The organism is Halomonas sp. ML-15 (assembly GCF_014779595.1).
Lineage (GTDB): Bacteria > Pseudomonadota > Gammaproteobacteria > Pseudomonadales > Halomonadaceae > Franzmannia.
Map to the genome: position 1 here is coordinate 212,849 of NZ_JACXZT010000002.1, position 17,097 is coordinate 229,945.

At 65.4% G+C, this 17,097-nt stretch carries 13 protein-coding genes; 10 read left to right on the plus strand and 3 right to left on the minus strand.

Translation table 11 applies throughout. The annotated features are described in order from the left end of the window. Position 1: 1 nt before the first annotated feature. The gene (gene nadC / locus IEI94_RS02645; RefSeq protein WP_191165306.1) at positions 2-856 is read right to left on the minus strand and encodes a carboxylating nicotinate-nucleotide diphosphorylase; all 855 of its coding nucleotides are present in this window, start codon (positions 854-856) and stop codon (positions 2-4) included. 81 nt (positions 857-937) lie between these two features. On the opposite strand from nadC, the gene ampD reads away from it, so the two are divergent. From ampD to IEI94_RS02675, 6 genes are all read left to right on the plus strand, one after another. Next, a complete protein-coding gene (gene ampD, locus IEI94_RS02650; protein WP_191165664.1) occupies positions 938-1,516 on the plus strand; it encodes a 1,6-anhydro-N-acetylmuramyl-L-alanine amidase AmpD in 579 nt (192 codons plus the stop codon). Positions 1,517-1,821: 305 nt separating this feature from the next. Beyond that, positions 1,822-4,500: a pyruvate dehydrogenase (acetyl-transferring), homodimeric type gene (gene aceE / locus IEI94_RS02655; RefSeq protein ID WP_191165308.1), complete on the plus strand. Its 2,679-nt coding sequence runs from the start codon at positions 1,822-1,824 to the stop codon at positions 4,498-4,500. An 83-nt stretch (positions 4,501-4,583) separates the two neighbouring features. Next, a complete protein-coding gene (gene aceF / locus IEI94_RS02660) occupies positions 4,584-6,578 on the plus strand; it encodes a pyruvate dehydrogenase complex dihydrolipoyllysine-residue acetyltransferase (protein WP_191165310.1) in 1,995 nt (664 codons plus the stop codon). A 258-nt stretch (positions 6,579-6,836) separates the two neighbouring features. Beyond that, the gene (adk, locus tag IEI94_RS02665) at positions 6,837-7,493 is read left to right on the plus strand and encodes an adenylate kinase (protein WP_191165312.1); all 657 of its coding nucleotides are present in this window, start codon (positions 6,837-6,839) and stop codon (positions 7,491-7,493) included. A 93-nt stretch (positions 7,494-7,586) separates the two neighbouring features. Then, positions 7,587-8,291, plus strand: coding sequence for a tRNA (adenosine(37)-N6)-threonylcarbamoyltransferase complex dimerization subunit type 1 TsaB (gene tsaB, locus IEI94_RS02670; RefSeq protein WP_191165314.1), 705 nt, complete (start codon positions 7,587-7,589; stop codon positions 8,289-8,291). A 5-nt stretch (positions 8,292-8,296) separates the two neighbouring features. Continuing rightward, positions 8,297-9,067: a class I SAM-dependent methyltransferase gene (locus tag IEI94_RS02675; protein ID WP_191165316.1), complete on the plus strand. Its 771-nt coding sequence runs from the start codon at positions 8,297-8,299 to the stop codon at positions 9,065-9,067. Between the two features lies 1 nt (position 9,068). On the opposite strand, the gene plsB is transcribed toward IEI94_RS02675, so the two are convergent. Continuing rightward, positions 9,069-11,471, minus strand: coding sequence for a glycerol-3-phosphate 1-O-acyltransferase PlsB (gene plsB / locus IEI94_RS02680; protein WP_191165318.1), 2,403 nt, complete (start codon positions 11,469-11,471; stop codon positions 9,069-9,071). Positions 11,472-11,588: 117 nt separating this feature from the next. On the opposite strand from plsB, the gene IEI94_RS02685 reads away from it, so the two are divergent. Then, positions 11,589-12,710: a phospholipase D-like domain-containing protein gene (locus tag IEI94_RS02685; protein WP_191165320.1), complete on the plus strand. Its 1,122-nt coding sequence runs from the start codon at positions 11,589-11,591 to the stop codon at positions 12,708-12,710. Positions 12,711-12,826: 116 nt separating this feature from the next. Here the strand turns inward: IEI94_RS02685 and IEI94_RS02690 are convergent, their stop codons facing one another. After that, complete coding sequence (locus tag IEI94_RS02690; protein WP_191165322.1) at positions 12,827-13,462, minus strand: YecA family protein; 636 nt, start codon at positions 13,460-13,462, stop codon at positions 12,827-12,829. 104 nt (positions 13,463-13,566) lie between these two features. On the opposite strand from IEI94_RS02690, the gene IEI94_RS02695 reads away from it, so the two are divergent. The 3 genes from IEI94_RS02695 (at position 13,567) to IEI94_RS02705 (ending at position 17,093) form a co-directional block, all read left to right on the plus strand. Further along, on the plus strand, positions 13,567-14,073 hold the full coding sequence (locus IEI94_RS02695) for a SprT-like domain-containing protein (protein ID WP_224749898.1): 507 nt from the start codon (positions 13,567-13,569) through the stop codon (positions 14,071-14,073). 158 nt (positions 14,074-14,231) lie between these two features. Continuing rightward, on the plus strand, positions 14,232-16,181 hold the full coding sequence (acs, locus tag IEI94_RS02700) for an acetate--CoA ligase (RefSeq protein ID WP_191165326.1): 1,950 nt from the start codon (positions 14,232-14,234) through the stop codon (positions 16,179-16,181). Between the two features lie 249 nt (positions 16,182-16,430). Further along, entirely contained in the window at positions 16,431-17,093 is a 663-nt protein-coding gene (locus IEI94_RS02705; protein WP_191165328.1) for a LuxR C-terminal-related transcriptional regulator, read from the plus strand. The last annotated feature ends 4 nt before the right edge of the window (positions 17,094-17,097 follow it).

Here is a 17,097-nt window from a genome sequence, read left to right on the forward strand (position 1 = left end):
CCTAGCGCGACCACGTTTCAAGAATACGCATCGACAGGTCGATGGCCTTGATGTCCTTGGTCAGGGCACCGCTGGAGATGCAGTCGACGCCGGTTTCGGCGATGCTGCGCAGGGTGGTGTCGTCGACGTTGCCGGAGGCTTCCAGCGTCGCGCGGCCGGCGCTGCGGGTGACCGCCTCGCGCATCTCTGCGAGGCTGAAGTTGTCGAGCATGATCACGTCGGCGCCGGCGTCCAGCGCCTGATCGAGCTCCTCGAAGGTCTCGACTTCCACCTCCACCGGCAGGTCGCGGGCGATATCCCGCGCCTCGCGGACCGCCGCGGCGATCCCGCCGCAGGCGGCGATATGGTTCTCCTTGATCAGGAAGGCGTCATACAGCCCGATACGGTGGTTGTGGCCGCCACCGCAGCTCACCGCGTATTTCTGTGCCAGGCGCAGGTTGGGCAGGGTCTTGCGGGTATCGAGCAGGCGCACCCCGGTGCCTTCGAGCAGGTCGACGTAGGTGCGGGTGCGGGTGGCGGTGGCCGACAGGGTCTGCAGCACATTCAGTGCGGCGCGTTCGCCGGTCAGCAGGCTACGTGCCGGGCCTTCCAGCTCAACGAAGGGTTGGCCGGCGGCAAGGCGATCACCGTCTGCGGCCAGCCAGTGCAGGCTGACCTTGGCGTCGAGGCGGCGAAAGAGTTCGTCGACCCAGGCCACGCCGCACAGCACGGCGTCTTCGCGGCTGATCACGCTGGCCTTGGCCCACTGCGACGCGGGGATCAGCTGAGCGGTGATGTCGCCGGGACCGACGTCTTCGGCGAGCAGCCGGGCAGCGGCTTGGCGGATCTCTTCGACGAGGGCTTGCTGATAGTGCATGAGGGGCCTTTGAACGTGGGCGATCTGGGTATGCGACAATGCCTGCCAGTATAGGCAATTCAGCCAGAGGAATCAGCCGTGATGCGTGCTGCCACCGGCATCAGCGAGGGCTGGCTCGACGCCGCCCGCCGGGTGCCTTCGCCCAACTGCAATGCGCGCCCTGCAGACGAAGTGTCAGCGCTGGTGCTGCACTCGATCAGCCTGCCGCCGGGCCAGTTCGGCGGCGCCGATATCGAGCGTCTGTTCACCAACTGCCTCGATCCCCAGGCGCATCCCTACTTTGCCGCCATCGCCGGACTCAGAGTGTCGGCGCACCTGCTGATTCGCCGCGACGGCGAGTGCGTGCAGTTCGTGCCTTTTGATCAGCGCGCCTGGCACGCCGGCCGTTCGCGTTGGTTCGATCCCGAGCGCTGCTGTGAGCGCGTCGAGCTCAATGATTTCAGTATCGGCATCGAGCTCGAGGGCGATGAGGTATCGCCCTATCGCGAGGCGCAGTACCGCGCCCTGGCGAGGGTCATTCGGGCGCTCTGCGACGGCTACCCGGGGCTCACGCTGGGGCGCATCACCGGCCATGCGCATATCGCGCCGCTGCGCAAGACGGACCCCGGGCCGAGTTTCGATTGGGCCTATCTGCGCCGCTGTCTGCTCGATTTCATGTAGTTACACTACATCGCGACGCTTTTCGTCTAGGCTTGAGGCAGGGCGCGCAAGGCCTTGTGCTGCGGTGCAATATTTTATGTGAAAATTATTTCCACGACGGTTACAATTGGCAGGAGGCGGGCTTTGCGGTATCTTCAACGGCCTGCGACGGGCTTACTACGCGCCTAGCTGTAGCGAATTTACAGCAAGATTTTCCGGAGATATGACCCATAGAAGGTCATGCCCGCACTGAAGAGCGCCACACGCCCCTCCACCCACTGCGGTGAGGGCGGACCGACACAATATCTTCATTCGGAGAGACGTCTATGAGTCTGGAGGCAAGAGAAGATCTCGATCCGGTCGAAACCACGGAGTGGATGGAATCCCTGGAATCGGTCCTGGATCGCGAGGGCGAAGATCGCGCCCAACACCTGTTGAGCCGTCTGGCCGATCGCCTGCGTCGTGACGGCGTACAGGTACCCTTCTCGGTGACGACCCCTCATCGCAACAGTATCCCGGTGCATCGTGAAGCGCGCATGCCCGGCGATCTGTTCATGGAGCGGCGCATTCGCTCGCTGATTCGCTACAACGCCATTGCCCAGGTGATTCGCAACAACAGCGCCAACCCGGGGCTGGGTGGTCACATCGCCAGCTTCATGTCGGCGGCGACGCTGTATGACGTGGGGTTCAACCACTTCTTCCGCGCCCCCAACGGCGATTTCGAAGGCGACCTGGTGTATATCCAGGGTCACGTGGCGCCGGGCATCTACGCCCGTGCCTTCCTCGAAGGCCGCCTCACCCGGGACCAGATGGACAAGTTCCGTCAGGAAGTCGACGGGGACGGCCTCTCCTCCTACCCGCACCCGTGGCTGATGCCGGATTTCTGGCAGTTCCCCACCGTGTCGATGGGGCTGGGGCCAATCCAGGCCATCTACCAGGCCCACGTCATGAAGTATCTCCACTCCCGCGAAATGAAGGACATGCACGATCGCAAGATCTGGTGCTTCATGGGCGACGGCGAGTGCGACGAGCCGGAATCGCTGGGCGCCATTCATCTGGCCAGCCGCGAGCGGCTCGACAACCTGATCTTCGTCATCAACTGCAACCTTCAGCGTCTCGACGGCCCGGTGCGCGGCAACTCGCGGATCATGGACGAGCTCGAGGGCGTCTTCCGCGGTGCCGGCTGGAACGTGCAGAAGGTGGTCTGGGGGCGCTTCTGGGATCCGCTCTTCGAGCAGGACAAGAAGGGCATGCTGCAGAAGCGCATGGATGAGGCGGTCGACGGCGATTACCAGAACTACAAGGCCAACGGCGGCGCCTATACCCGCGAGCACTTCTTCGGCAAGTACCCGGAGACCGCCGAGCTGGTCAAGGATATGTCCGACGAGGACATCTGGAAGCTCAACCGCGGCGGCCACGATCCCTACAAGGTCTATGCGGCCTACCACGAGGCGGTGAACAACGCCGATGGTCGTCCCACCGTGATCCTGGCGCATACCGTCAAGGGCTACGGCATGGGCGGCGGCGACGGCGAGGCGGCCAACGAAGCGCACCAGCTCAAGAGCATGGAGTACGAGGCGCTCAAGCGCTTCCGCGACCGCTTCGGGATTCCGCTCTCCGACGAGCAGCTCAAGGAGATGCCGTACTACAAGCCCGACGACGAGTCGCCGGAAATGAAGTACATGCATCTGCAGCGCCAGCGTCTGGGCGGCTACCTGCCCCAGCGTCGCAACGACTTCGAGGCGCTCGAGATTCCGGCGCTGGAGGACAAGACCTTCGCCTCCCAGATGGGCGGTTCCAAGGGCCGTGAAGTCTCTACCACCATGGCCTTCGTGCGGGTGCTCAACGGCCTGGTCAAGGATAAGAAGATCGGCAAGCAGGTGGTGCCGATCATCCCCGACGAGGCGCGTACCTTCGGCATGGAGGGCATGTTCCGTCAGCTCGGCATCTATACCTCCGAGGGCCAGAAGTACGAGCCCATGGACAAAGGCCAGATCATGTTCTACCGCGAGGATCAGAAGGGTCAGATCCTCGAGGAGGGCATCACCGAGGCGGGCGCCATGTCGGCGTGGATCGCCGCGGCCACCTCCTACAGCAACCACAACCTTCCGCTGCTGCCGTTCTACGTCTACTACTCGATGTTCGGCTTCCAGCGCATCGGCGACCTGGCGTGGGCCGCTGGCGACCTGCAGGCGCGCGGTTTCCTGGTCGGCGGTACCGCCGGTCGCACCACCCTCAACGGTGAAGGCCTGCAGCACCAGGATGGTCACAGCCATATTCTGGCCTCGACCATCCCCAACTGCCGCAGCTACGACCCGACCTATGCCCACGAGGTAGCGGTGATCGTCCAGGACGGTCTGCAGCGGATGTTCGTCGACAAGGAGAACTGCTTCTACTACCTGGCGGTGATGAACGAGAACTACGAGCAGCCCGAGCTCGAGACGGTGCCCCGTGAGGACATCATCAAGGGCATGTATCTGCTGCGCGAGACCAAGGGCAAGAAGGGCAAGGGCCACGTTCAGCTGCTCGGCTCCGGCACCATCCTGCGTGAGGTCGAGGCGGCCGCCGAGATGCTCGCCGAGGAGTGGGGCGTCGGCTCCGACATCTGGAGCGTGACCAGCTTCAACGAGCTGCGCCGCGAGGCTCTCGAGGTCGACCGTCAGGCCTTCCTCAACCCCGAGGCCGAGCCGGGCAAGCCGCATGTCACCACCTGCCTGGAAGGGCGCAAGGGCCCGGCGATTGCATCGACCGACTACATGAAGCTGTTCGCCGATCAGGTCCGCGCCTGGGTGCCGACCGACTACCATGTATTGGGTACCGATGGCTTCGGGCGTTCCGACACCCGTGAGAAGCTGCGTCACTTCTTCGAGGTCGATCGCAAGTTCGTCACCGTGGCCGCGCTCAAGGCGTTGGCCGACCGCGGCGAGCTGGACCGCAAGGTGGTCAGCGAGGCGATCAAGAAGTACGGCATCGATCCCAAGAAGCCTAACCCGCTGATGGTATGAGCCGTTGACCCGCTGATCTGGATCCGGCGGTGTGCCGCCCGACGGCCCGCCGGTTCCTCGCACGATTTGGAAGGAGCGCGACCTTGAGTAGCGAAATCATCAAAGTCCCCGACATCGGCGGTAGCACCGATGTCGAAATCATCGAGATCGGGGTGTCCGAAGGCGACGTCATCGAGGCCGAAGACACCCTGATCACCCTTGAGTCCGACAAGGCCAGCATGGACGTGCCGTCGCCCAAGGGCGGCAAGGTGCTGAAAGTGCTGGTCAAGGAGGGCGATACCGTCTCCGAAGGCGACGACATCGTCGAGCTGGAGGTCGAAGGCAGCGGCGATGCCGGTGGTGCCAGCGATCAGAGCGCCGAGAAGGCGTCTGATAGCGGTCCCGCTGCGGCCGAGCCGGCCCCTGCCCAAGAGAAGCCTGCAGCCAAGGCAGCCGCTGGTGGCAAGCGCACCGTCGAGGTCAAGGTGCCAGACCTGGGTGGCTCCAGCGATGTGGAAATCATCGAGGTGGCCGTCTCCGAAGGCGACGAGATTGCCGAAGAGGACACCCTGTTCACCCTGGAGTCGGACAAGGCCTCCATGGATGTGCCGAGCCCGTATAGCGGCAAGCTGATCACACTCAGCGTCAAGGAGGGCGATACGGTCTCCGAAGGCGACGTGATCGGCAGCATGGAAATTGCCGGCGAGGGTGGCGATGAGGCCCCCGCCGAGCCCGCCGCTGCCCAGCCAGCGCCGTCAGCCGCCGAGCCCGAACCCGCCGCACAGGAGGCCGCCTCCGGCGAGCCCGAGCGCAAGGAGATCCGGGTACCGGATCTGTCTGGCTCCAGCGACGTGCCGATCATCGAGATCGGCGTCAGCGCCGGCGACGAGGTCGACGTGGAGGACCCGCTGATCACCCTGGAGTCCGACAAGGCTTCCATGGATGTGCCGAGCCCCTACAAGGGCAAGCTGCTGGAGCTCACCGTCAAGGAGGGCGATAGCGTCTCCGAAGGCGATCTGATCGGCTATATCGAGGTAGCCGGCGCGCCAGCGGCGGCCAGCAAGCCGGCGTCCAAGGCCGAACAGCCGGCTACCAAGGCCGAGGCACCCAAGCCAGCGCCGGCGGCGGCCGGTACCCCGAGCCCCGAAGCGCAGATGGCGGCCCACAAGCCGCGTGACGGCAAGCTGGTCCATGCCGGGCCGGCGGTGCGTATGCTGGCCCGTGAGCTGGGTGTCGACCTGGGGCTGGTCAAGCCCAGCGGCCCCAAGGATCGGGTGCTCAAGGAGGACGTCCAGGCCTACGTCAAGCAGGTCATGGCCGGCAAGGCACAGGCGCCAGCAGCCGCTCCCGCGGCGGGTGGCAGCGGTATTCCGCCGATCCCCGATCAGGACTACAGCCAGTTCGGCGAGATCGAAGAGAAGCCGATGGGCCGCCTGATGAAGATGGGCGCCACCAATCTGCACCGCAGCTGGGTCAATCTGCCCCACGTGACCCAGTTCGACGAGGCCGATATCACTGAGCTGGAGGCCTTCCGCAAGTCGATGAAGGCCGAGGCCGAGGCGCAGGGTGCCAAGCTCACGCCGCTGCCGTTCCTGATCAAGGCGTGTGCCTTCGCCCTGCGTCAGTATCCGCAGTTCAACGTCAGCCTCAGGCCCGACGGTGAGACCCTGGTGTGGAAGAAGTACGTGCATATCGGGCTCGCCGTGGATACGCCGGACGGCCTGATGGTGCCGGTGATCCGCAACGCCGATCAGAAGTCGCTGCTCGAGTTGGCCAAGGAGAGCGTTGAGCTGGCCAAGAAGGCGCAGACCAAGAAGCTCAAGCGCGAGGAGATGACCGGTGGCTGTTTCACCATCTCCAGCCTGGGCTCGATCGGCGGCACGGCGTTCACGCCCATCGTCAACGCCCCGGAGGTCGCCATCCTGGGGATCTCCAAGGCGCAGATGAAGCCGGTGTGGGATGGCGCGGCCTTCCAGCCGCGGCTGATGATGCCGCTGTGTCTCTCCTACGACCACCGGGCGGTCAATGGCGCCGATGCGGCACGCTTCACGGCGCTGCTCGGTCAGCTATTGACCGATATCCGCCGCCTGCTGATGTAAGCCGGTACGCGGAAGTCGAGACGGCGCCTGCGGGCGCCGTCTTGCATTTGGGGCCTCAGTGGGCGCCAGACCAAAGTGCAATGTTTTGTTCAAGCATATGAATTGAAAGTTTTTTTATAAATAGTGGAGGGGGCGCTCAGCGGATGGTCGGCTTGTCTGGGCGGGCCGCGCGGGGTATTGTCGCGCTAATTACGCTTACCTGTTGGTTATTACCCACATTTATAAAAACGTTTTCAACTCGTTCAAGGAGCAGTACCCATGCGTTTGATCCTGTTGGGCGCCCCGGGTGCCGGCAAAGGCACTCAGGCCCAGTTCATCTGCGAGCGTTTCAAGATTCCGCAGATCTCCACCGGCGACATGCTGCGTGCGGCGGTCAAGGAAGGCAGTGAGCTGGGGCTCAAGGTCAAGGAGATCATGACCAGCGGGGGCCTGGTGTCCGATGACATCATCATTGCTCTGGTCAAGGAGCGCATCGCTCAGAAGGACTGCGAGAACGGCTTCCTGTTCGACGGCTTCCCGCGCACCATTCCCCAGGCCGACGCCATGAAAGAGGCTGGGGTCAAGCTCGATCACGTGCTGGAGATCGCCGTGGCCGATGAGGAGATCGTCAAGCGCCTGGCCGGACGTCGCGTACACCCCGGCTCGGGTCGCGTCTACCACGTGGAGTACAATCCGCCCAAGCAGGACGCCAAGGATGACGTCACCGGCGAAGCGTTGATTCAGCGCGACGACGATCGCGAGTCGACGGTGCGCAATCGTCTCGCGGTCTACCATGAGCAGACCGCGCCGCTGGTCGACTACTACCAGTCGTGGGCCGAGCAGGACCCCGAGGCCGCACCGACCTACCACCGTGTGGAAGGTGTCGGTAGCGTCAACGATATCACCCGCCAGGTGATCGAGGCCCTGGAGGGCTGATTCGTTTCCGCCTTGGTGCTCAACGGCCCGCATTCTGCGGGCCGTTGGCGTATAATTCCCGGCCTCTGATGTGCCGATCGCGAGCGATGCCCCATGCCGACCCTGCTGGCGCTAGACGCCTCCTCTCATGCCTGTTCCGTGGCCCTCTGGCATCAGCCCGCCGGGCGTGATGCCGAGGTCGTGGCGCGCTACGTCGAGGCGCCTCGGGAACATACCCGGCGACTGATGCCGATGGTCGACGAGGTGTTGGCCGCGGCGGGCGTGTCGCTGGCCGACCTCGACGCCCTGGCCTATGGCCACGGACCCGGCTCCTTTACCGGCCTGCGCATCGCTGCCGGCACCGCCCAGGGGCTGGCCTACGGCTTGGAGAAGCCGCTGCTGGGCGTCTCGACCCTGGCCGCCCTGGCGCTAGCCGCCCACCGGCGGCTGCACCTGCGCTACGTGCTGCCGGCCCTCGATGCGCGCATGGGCGAGATATACGTGGGCGCCTATCGCTGTCACGACGGCGCCGTTACCCCACTCGCGGCGGAGGCGGTGATGGCCCCGGAACGTCTGACGCTGCCGGCCGATCCCGCCGAGGTCGACTGGGTTGGGGTGGGCTCGGGCTGGTCGCTGTGGCCATCGATGAGCGCCACGCTTCAGGCCGGGGTCAGTCAGCACCTCGACGACTGGCAGCCCACCGCCGAGGAGCTGGTGCGGCTGGCCGCTCAGCGCTATGCCGACGGTGAGCGCACGTCCCCCGCTGAGGCCCAGCCAGTCTATCTGCGCGATCAGGTGGCGTGGCAGAAGAGTCGTTGAGCACGATGGCTGATAGCCGTGGGGTGGTGGTATGCGGTCCCGGGCTCGAATCCCTCGCCGCTCGCTACGGCCTGCCCTGGCAGCACGCTGACGGGGTGGCGGGGTTGAGGCTGCTGCGTGACGGCGACGCGCTGGTGCTGGCCGGCGACGAGGGCCGCTATGGCAAGCCGCTGAAGGTCGATTTCGTCGGCGGTAAAGCGGGCCATCGGCGCCGTTTCGGCGGCGGCCGCGGCCAGCTGGTGGCCAAGGCCTGCGGGCTGGGCAAGGTGCTAGCGCCGTCGATCGTCGACGCCACCGCTGGCCTGGGCCGCGACGCCCTGGTACTGGCGAGTCTCGGCGCTAGAGTCCTGATGATCGAACGCGTCGGCGCGATTGCCGCGCTGCTCGAGGATGGCCTGAACCGCGCCGCCGCTGACCCAGAACTGGCCGAGATCGCCGCGCGCCTGACGCTGATACACGGCGATGCTGCCCGCAGCCTGGCGGCGCTGGTCGACGAGGCGACGGTCGTGCCCCAGGTGATCCACCTCGACCCGATGTTTCCGCACCGCGACAAGTCGGCGCTGGTCAAGAAGGAGATGCGGGTATTCCGCGAGCTGGCTGGCGACGACGCCGATGCGCCGCGGCTGCTCGAGGCGGCGCTGGACGTCGCCACCCACCGGGTGGCGGTCAAGCGGCCGCGCAAGGCGCCGCCCATCGCTGGCCCCGCACCGGGTCACGTTATCGAAGGCAAGACCAGCCGCTACGACCTCTACGTTCACCGCTCGCTGTCATCCTAGCCTAAGCCTCACGCCCGGCACCGAGCTGCATCAGGCGCTGGCGCAGCGCCGGGTCGAACAGCTCGCGGGCCTGCTGGGCGGCCTCGACCAGACGTACGTCGTAGCAGAGCCGCTCCTCCTGCTGCCATAGCCACCTCTCTTCGATCAGGCTGTCGACCAGTCCGGCGAACAGCCGTGGGTCGAAGAACTCCGGCGCATCGAGCCCCGACAGCAGCGCCAGGCGTTCGGCGAGCTGACGGCCGCGCTCGGCGAGATCGTCACGGCTGAGCCTGCCGCTGGGGGCATCGAGCAGCAGGCTGAGCAGCAGATAGCCGCGCTCCAGGGTCGGCTGAATCAGCTGGCTGAGCAGGCGCAGCTGCTCGAAGGCCTCGAGGTGGGTGGCGGGGCGCTGCCAGCGCTCGCCGTCGTGAGCCAGCAGGCCGAGTGCAGCGAGCGTCGACAGGCTTTCGCCGAGGTCCGCATCGAGCGCCTCGGGAATCGGCAGGAACAGCTCCTGGGCGATGATCGGCCAGCTCGGCGCCAGCCGCTCGATCAGCTCCTCCTGGCTCAACGAGACGTGGTTGCGAAAGGCAAAGGCCACCAGCGCCGGATAGGCCAGCAGGTGCAGCACATTGTTGCGGTACCAGCTGAGCCGCTCGGCCTGATCGGCGCTGGCCAGGACCAGCTCGCCGAGCGCCTGATCGCGACGCTGGACCATGCCCAGGTCGGCGACCCGTGCGATCCAGCTGGCGGGGTCGCCGGCGGGGCGCTGCGCTGGTGTACAGCACGCTGCCAGTAGCGCTAGCTGGCGGGTCAGCAGTCGCGTTTCGATGGCTCGGTGAGGCGTGGCCAGCAGCACCAGGGCGACCAGATTGACGGCGTTGAGCCGGGCGGCGGCGTTGATACGTCGTGCCAGCTCATCACCGAGCGCTGGGACTGCCTGGGTCAGCCAGTTGGGACGGGGGGTTTGATCGTGGCGCCAGCGTGGGGCGTGGCGATCGAGGAAGTCGGCGGCGATCAGCGGTTCGCCGACGCTGACTGCTACCTGTCCGAACGGCTCACGCAGCTGGCGGGCCACCCGCAGCAGCCCCAGCGGTGACTCCTTGCGCTTCTTGCCGCCATGCAGCTCGCGCTGATAGCTGCCGCCCTCGAGGATACGTTCGTAGCCGATATAGACCGGGATAAAGGCCAGCGGCCGGCTGGCGTCACGCTGGTGGGAGCGCAGCGTCATGGCCAGCATGCCCGGCCGCGGCGGCAGCATGCGGCCGCTGCGCGAGCGCCCTCCTTCGATGAAGTACTCCAGCGGGTGGCCGCGGGTAATCAGACGGTGCAGGTATTCGTTAAAGACCGCGCCGTAGAGGCGGTTGTCCTTGAAGCTGCGGCGCAGGAAGAAGGCGCCGCCACGGCGCAGCAGGCCGCCGATCAGCGGCATGTCGAGGTTGCGGCCGGCGGCCACGTGGGGCGGCATCAGGCCGTCGCGGTAGAGCACATAGGAGAGCAGCAGATAGTCGACGTGGCTGCGGTGGCAGGGCACATAGACCAGGGTATGGTCGCCGGCCAGTGACTTGACCCGCTCCAGCCCCTGCACCTCGACACCGTCGTAGAGGCGATTCCACAGCCGCGTCAGCAGCTGGTCCATAAAGCGCAGCACCGGGTAGGACATGTTGGAGGCGATCTCCAGCCCGTAGCGCTGAGCGCGGCGCTCGATGCGCCGGGGAGAGCGGCGCTGGGCGCTGGCCACTTCCTGGATCGCCTGGCGCACGGCGGGGCTTGCCACCACGCCGTCGACCAGGGTGCGGCGGTGGGAGAGATCGGGGCCCAGCACCCGGCTGCGCATGCGCCGGAAGTGCACCCTGAGTAGCCGTGCCACCTTGCGGTTGGCGAGCGCATCGTCGCGCCCATCGCGTAGCTCCGAGAGGCGCAGCGGCGCGCCAAAGTGGACCTCGACGTTGCGGCCATTGACGAGCACCGACCAGGCGCGGCGCAGGCGGCCTACCAGCTGCCAGTCGTCGTCGGCGAGCAGCTTGGCGAGGCCGAAGCGTTTGCCCGGCGCGCGGCTCCAGAAGATGCTCACCGGCACCAGCTGGACGTCGCTCCCCTGAGCATGGTCTAGGTGCTGCAGGGCGGCGAGGAAAGGCGGCTGGCGCGAGGCGCGCCGCCAGCGTCGACGCCGCGGCGCAAGACTCAGCCGGGCCGCGTGGGGGCTTCCAGCGAGGCTCAGTGAAGCGTCGGCATCGGGCAGGCCATGGCGGCGGCAGAGCTCACCCAGTAGGGCGGCGTCAGAGCTGGCGGGATAGGGCAGTACATAGAGCGTAGGCAGCGTCGGGTCGAGGGCGAGGCTGGCGGGGTCGGGTTCTGTCAGGCGTACCACTACCCAGCGCGATAGCAGCCAGCGTAGCGGGTGTCGCAGAGGGTTTACGGCCATTCCTTTGCCTTTATGACGAGATGTCGCGTCCAGTATAGCCAGGCGCACAGGCGCCGAGCAGCTTTCGTTGGGCCGGCAAACGTGCGTCAATGCCGAATATCCAAGGGGAGGATCATCATGCGCGGGGTATGGCGAGACGGCAACCGCTTCACGCTGCTGGCGGAGGCCAAGTGCTTCATTCCGGTCATGTTCGATGCCATCGAGGCGGCAGGCGAATCGATACTGGTCGAGCTCTACCTGATGGAGTCGGGGCGGCTGGCCAGCGATCTGATCGATGCGCTTTGCCGGGCCGCCGAGCGTGGGGTCAATGTGATGCTTATGCTGGATGGCTACGGCGGCATGGGGCTCTCCGACGACGAACGCTGCGAGCTGCGCGACCGCGGGGTGGCGCTGCGTTTCTTTAACCCGCTGGGCTTTCACTCGCTGGCGCGCAATCTCAGCCGTGACCACCGCAAGCTGGTGGTGATCGACGGCGAGGTGGCCTTTACCGGCGGCTTCGGTGCGGTGGATGAATTCCTCGACGCCTGGTACGAGGTCGCTGTGCGCATCGAGGGGCCGGTGGTGGCCGACTGGGTGCGGCTGTTCTCGCGGGTCTGGGACTCGCCGCTGACCCGCGGTGACGGGGACGCACAGCGGGTGCGTCAGCTGGCGGTCGACCCCCACGGCAGCGACGACTACCAGGGCATGCGCGGGCGCGTGGTGTGGGGGCAGGGCTATCGCTACCAGGCCATTCGCCACTCGCTGCAGCAGCAAGTCTCATCGGCGCGCCAGCGTATCTGGATCTGTACGCCCTATTTCGTGCCGACGCTGTCGCTGCGCATGCGCCTGGCGCGGGCCGCACGCCGCGGCGTCGACGTGCGGCTGCTGCTGCCGGGGGATGACCACGACCACCCCGGTGTGCGCTACGCCGGGCAGCGCTTTTACGGCCGCTTGCTGCGCGCCGGCGTGCGCATCTTCGAGTTCCAGCCGACCTTTATCCATGCCAAGTTCTCGCTGGCCGACGACTGGTGCACCCTCGGCTCGTGCAACTTCGACCACTGGAGCCTGCACTGGAACCTCGAGGCCAATCAGGAGGTGGACGATCAGCGTTTCGCCAAGGACGTGGCAGCGCTGTTCGAACGTAACTTCGCCACCAGCCACGAGATCGACCCGGTGCAGTGGGGCCAGCGCCCGCGCTGGCAGCGCCTCAAGGAGTGGCTATTCGGCAGCCTCGACGGGATGCTGACCCGACTGCGTTAGCGCCCGGATGCAAGTGTTGCCGCAAGCCCATAGTTCCTAGCAGGCAGGGACGCCGGGGGTAGGTCGAAGAGGGGTAGGCCTACCGCCGGATCAGTCCCGAGTTGCGATCAAAGTTTTTAACGCTTTCCACGACCGCCGCGGGCCTTCTTGCGCGGCGTGGGCTTGGCTTTCTCCGGTGGCACTCGATAGTTGAGGTAGAGGTCGAGTACCAGCTCGGGCAGCTGCTGAACCAGCGCCTCGAGGCGCGTGGGGTCGACCATCTCGGCCATATCCGGCTCATCGTCGAAGAGCCCGGAGAGCGCCATGAACGGCAGCAGCAGGGTGGCGGCACCCTCTTCGTCGTCGCCGAACCAGGCTGGCTCGTCGAGGAACACCGCCTCCATGAAGCCGGCGCACCAGTCGCCGATCGGCGTCTCCTCCGGCGCCAGTCCGCCCAGGGTCAACTCGAAGGGCAGCTCCGGCAGCAGACCCTGCTCCAGGGCGGCGACGGCATTGGCCTTGAGCGCTTCGAGCAGGCCGAAGATCGCTTCGCGTTCGGCGTCGTCGGCGAAGGTCGGCTCGCCCTGGAACAGCTCGCCGATCCACACCGCCGGGTCGAGCTCGCGAGGGGCCACCGCCAGCGCCACCAGATAGCCGTGGCTGCTGATCAGGTCGAGGGCGTCTTCGCCGACGCGCTCCGAGGCGAGGAAATCATCGAGACGGTCGAGGTCGTCGTCATCGAGAAGCGGCTGAGTAAGCGGCGTATCGGACATGGGTCTCTCTGGCTGGACGGCGGCTAATAGGTCGGTCATTCTAGCACCCCATGACCTATTCAGCGCTCCCCGTCCCGTCTCGCGAGCACCTCGAACGACTCGACATGGCTCAGCTCGAGGCATGCCTGCTGGCCCAGGTCGACGCCGCCTGGCAGCGCTGCCGCGAGGTGCACCCCGATCTGCCGCAGCCCCGGGTGTGGTGCGACCTGCGTGGCAAGAGCGCCGGCCAGGCCCACTTCGGGCGCGGCGGGCTGCGCTTCAATGCGCGGTTATATGCCGAGAACCGCCATACCTTTCTGGCCGAGGTGGTGCCTCACGAAATGGCCCATTGGCTGGTCCACCATCTCGATCGAGGGCCGCGCATGCGACCCCATGGCCGCGAGTGGCAGACGGTGATGCGCCGGCTGTTTGCGCGCCCGCCGCATGTCACCCACCGCTTCGACGTCAGTCGTGCCAGCCCCGCGCCTTACCGCTATCGCTGTGACTGTCGCGACCACTTTTTCACCGCCCGTCGTCATGGGCTGGCTCGTCGCGGTAGTCGCTACTGTTGTCGACATTGTGCTCAGACCTTGGTCTATGCACCACTGAATAATGACGAAAAATCGGCATAAGTTATTGTTGTAGAATGGTTATTTGTTAATACCAATGTCTAAAAGGCGGGCGCTCTGCAGGGGTATATGCTGGATGGGCTTTTAGGGTCGACGCGCTGCAGCAATCTTCGCCGTCGGCAATCGTCATTCCATAACCACTCATGGACAGGGGTTAATCGATGACCGAACAGCAGCATGTCTATCCGGTACGCGAGTCGTTCGCTGCCAATGCCTGGGCCGACAACGAAAAATATCTGGCGATGTACCAGCAGTCGGTCGATGCGCCCGAGGCCTTCTGGGCCGAGCAGGCCAAGCGACTCGACTGGATCAAGGCGCCCACCAAGATCAAGAACACCTCCTACGCGTCCGACAACGTCGATATTCGCTGGTACGAGGACGGCACCCTCAACGCCTCTGCCAACTGTCTCGATCGTCACTTGGCGACCCGCGGCGATCAGCCGGCGATCATCTGGGAGGGCGACGACCCCAACCTGTCCAAGACCCTGACCTATCGCGAGCTGCACGCACGTACCTGCCAGTTGGCCAATGCGCTCAAGTCGCTGGGCGTGAAGAAGGGCGACGTGGTCACGCTGTACATGCCGATGATCCCCGAAGCGGCGATGGCGATGCTGGCTTGTGCGCGAATCGGCGCGATTCACTCGGTGGTATTCGGCGGCTTCTCGCCTGACGCCCTGGCTCAGCGGGCCATAGACTCCCAGTCCAAGTTGGTGATCACTTCCGACGAGTCGGTGCGCGGCGGCAAGCAGGTGCCGCTCAAGGACAACGTCGACGCCGCCCTGACCCGCGATGGCACTGATGTCGTTGAAAATGTGCTGGTGGTCAAGCGCACCGGCGGCGACATCGACTGGCACGACGGTCGCGACGTCTGGTTCGACGAGCTGGTCGATCAGCAGTCCAGCGACTGCCCGATCGAAGAGATGAATGCCGAGGATCCGCTGTTCATCCTGTATACCTCCGGCTCCACCGGTGCGCCCAAGGGCCTCAAGCACACCACCGGTGGCTATCTCACCTTTGCCAGCCTGACTCACCAGTACGTCTTCGACTACCAGGATGGCGAAGTCTACTGGTGCAGCGCCGACGTTGGCTGGGTCACCGGCCACAGCTATATCGTCTACGGCCCGTTGGCCAACGGCGCCACCACCCTGATGTTCGAAGGGGTGCCGAGCTACCCGACCAATGGGCGCCTTGGCGAGGTCATCGACAAGCACAACGTCAGCATTCTCTATACCTCGCCCACCGCGATCCGCGCGCTGATGGCCCACGGTGATAAGGTCATGGATTCCAGCAAGCGCACCAGCCTGCGGCTGTTGGGCTCGGTGGGTGAGCCGATCAACCCCGAGGCCTGGGAGTGGTTCCACCGCGTGATCGGCAACGGCCAGTGCCCGATCGTCGATACCTGGTGGCAGACCGAGACCGGCGGCATCATGATAACCCCGCTGCCCGGCGCCACTGACCTCAAACCGGGCTCGGCGACGCGGCCGTTCTTCGGCGTGCAGCCAGCGCTGGTCGATAACGAGGGCAATATCCTCGAAGGCGCCACCGAGGGCAATCTGGTGATCCTCGACGCCTGGCCGGGCCAGGCGCGGACCATCTGGCACAACCACGAGCGCTTCGTCCAGACCTACTTCTCGACCTACGAGGGCATGTACTTCACCGGCGACGGTTGTCGCCGCGACGAGGATGGCTACTACTGGATCACAGGGCGCGTCGACGATGTGCTCAACGTCTCTGGCCACCGCATGGGCACCGCCGAGATCGAGTCCTCGCTGGTGGCACATTCGTCGGTGGCCGAGGCTGCGGTAGTGGGTTTCCCCCACGATATCAAGGGCCAGGGTATCTATATCTACGTGACCCTGACCGACGGCACCGAGCCCAGCGACGACCTCAAGAAGGAGTTGACCCAGTGGGTACGCAAGGACATCGGGCCGATCGCGTCACCGGATATCATCCAGTGGGCGCCGGGGCTGCCCAAGACTCGCTCGGGCAAGATCATGCGCCGCATCCTGCGCAAGATCGCCGCCAACGAGTGTGACGGCCTGGGCGATACCAGCACCCTGGCCGATCCCACCGTGGTCGACGAGCTGATCGAGAACCGCGCCAATCGCTAGGCGAGCGTCGGGCACTGCCAGTCAGTATTTGCTGGCGCTCTGAGAAATGCCGGCCGAGTGCCGGCATTTTAGCGTGCATTGGCATTAATCGACCCGCCCGCCTAGGGTTTAATATGCGGGCTTGGGATTATTCATCGCCATGGGGTAACATGCCGTGTAACTATGGCGATCCCGCCCCTTGACGTTGAGGGTCGGGCGCGCGTTGGCAATGGCCGCGCGTTCGCGACAAGAGGAACCGGAGGAGTCTCAATGGCCTTTGCCCAGAAATTCATCGTCGCCGATGATCATCCGCTGTTCCGTGCAGCTCTGACCCAGGCGCTGCGACAGCTGGCACCCCAGGCCGAGATCGTAGAATCCGACACCATGGAAGCCACCACAGAGGTGGTCACAAGGCATCCGGATGCCGACCTTATCCTGCTTGATCTGCATATGCCTGGCGCCCACGGTTTCTCCGGGCTTATCCAGTTGCGGGGCCAGATGCCCGATATCCCGGTAGCGGTGGTGTCCGGCAGCGATGAGCCCTACGTCGTTCGCCGCGCCATCGATTATGGCGCCTCGGGCTTCATTCCCAAGTCATCGTCACTGTCGCTGATTGCCGAGGCGGTGGGCGAGATCCTCGGTGGCGAAGTTTGGCTGCCGCCGGAGATGGCCGATGTGCTGGGCGAGTCCAACGAGGAGGAGACCAAGTTCGCCGAGGCTATCGCCTCGCTGACGCCGCAGCAGTTTCGGGTACTCAACATGCTCACTGAAGGCCTGCTCAACAAGCAGATCGCCTATGAGCTGAGCGTGTCTGAAGCCACCATCAAGGCTCACGTCACGGCGATCCTGCGCAAGCTGGGCGTGCACTCCCGGACCCAGGCAGTGATTGCCGCCCAGAAGCTCGAGGTCGACCCGCCGAAGGTGGAGTCCTGAGCCG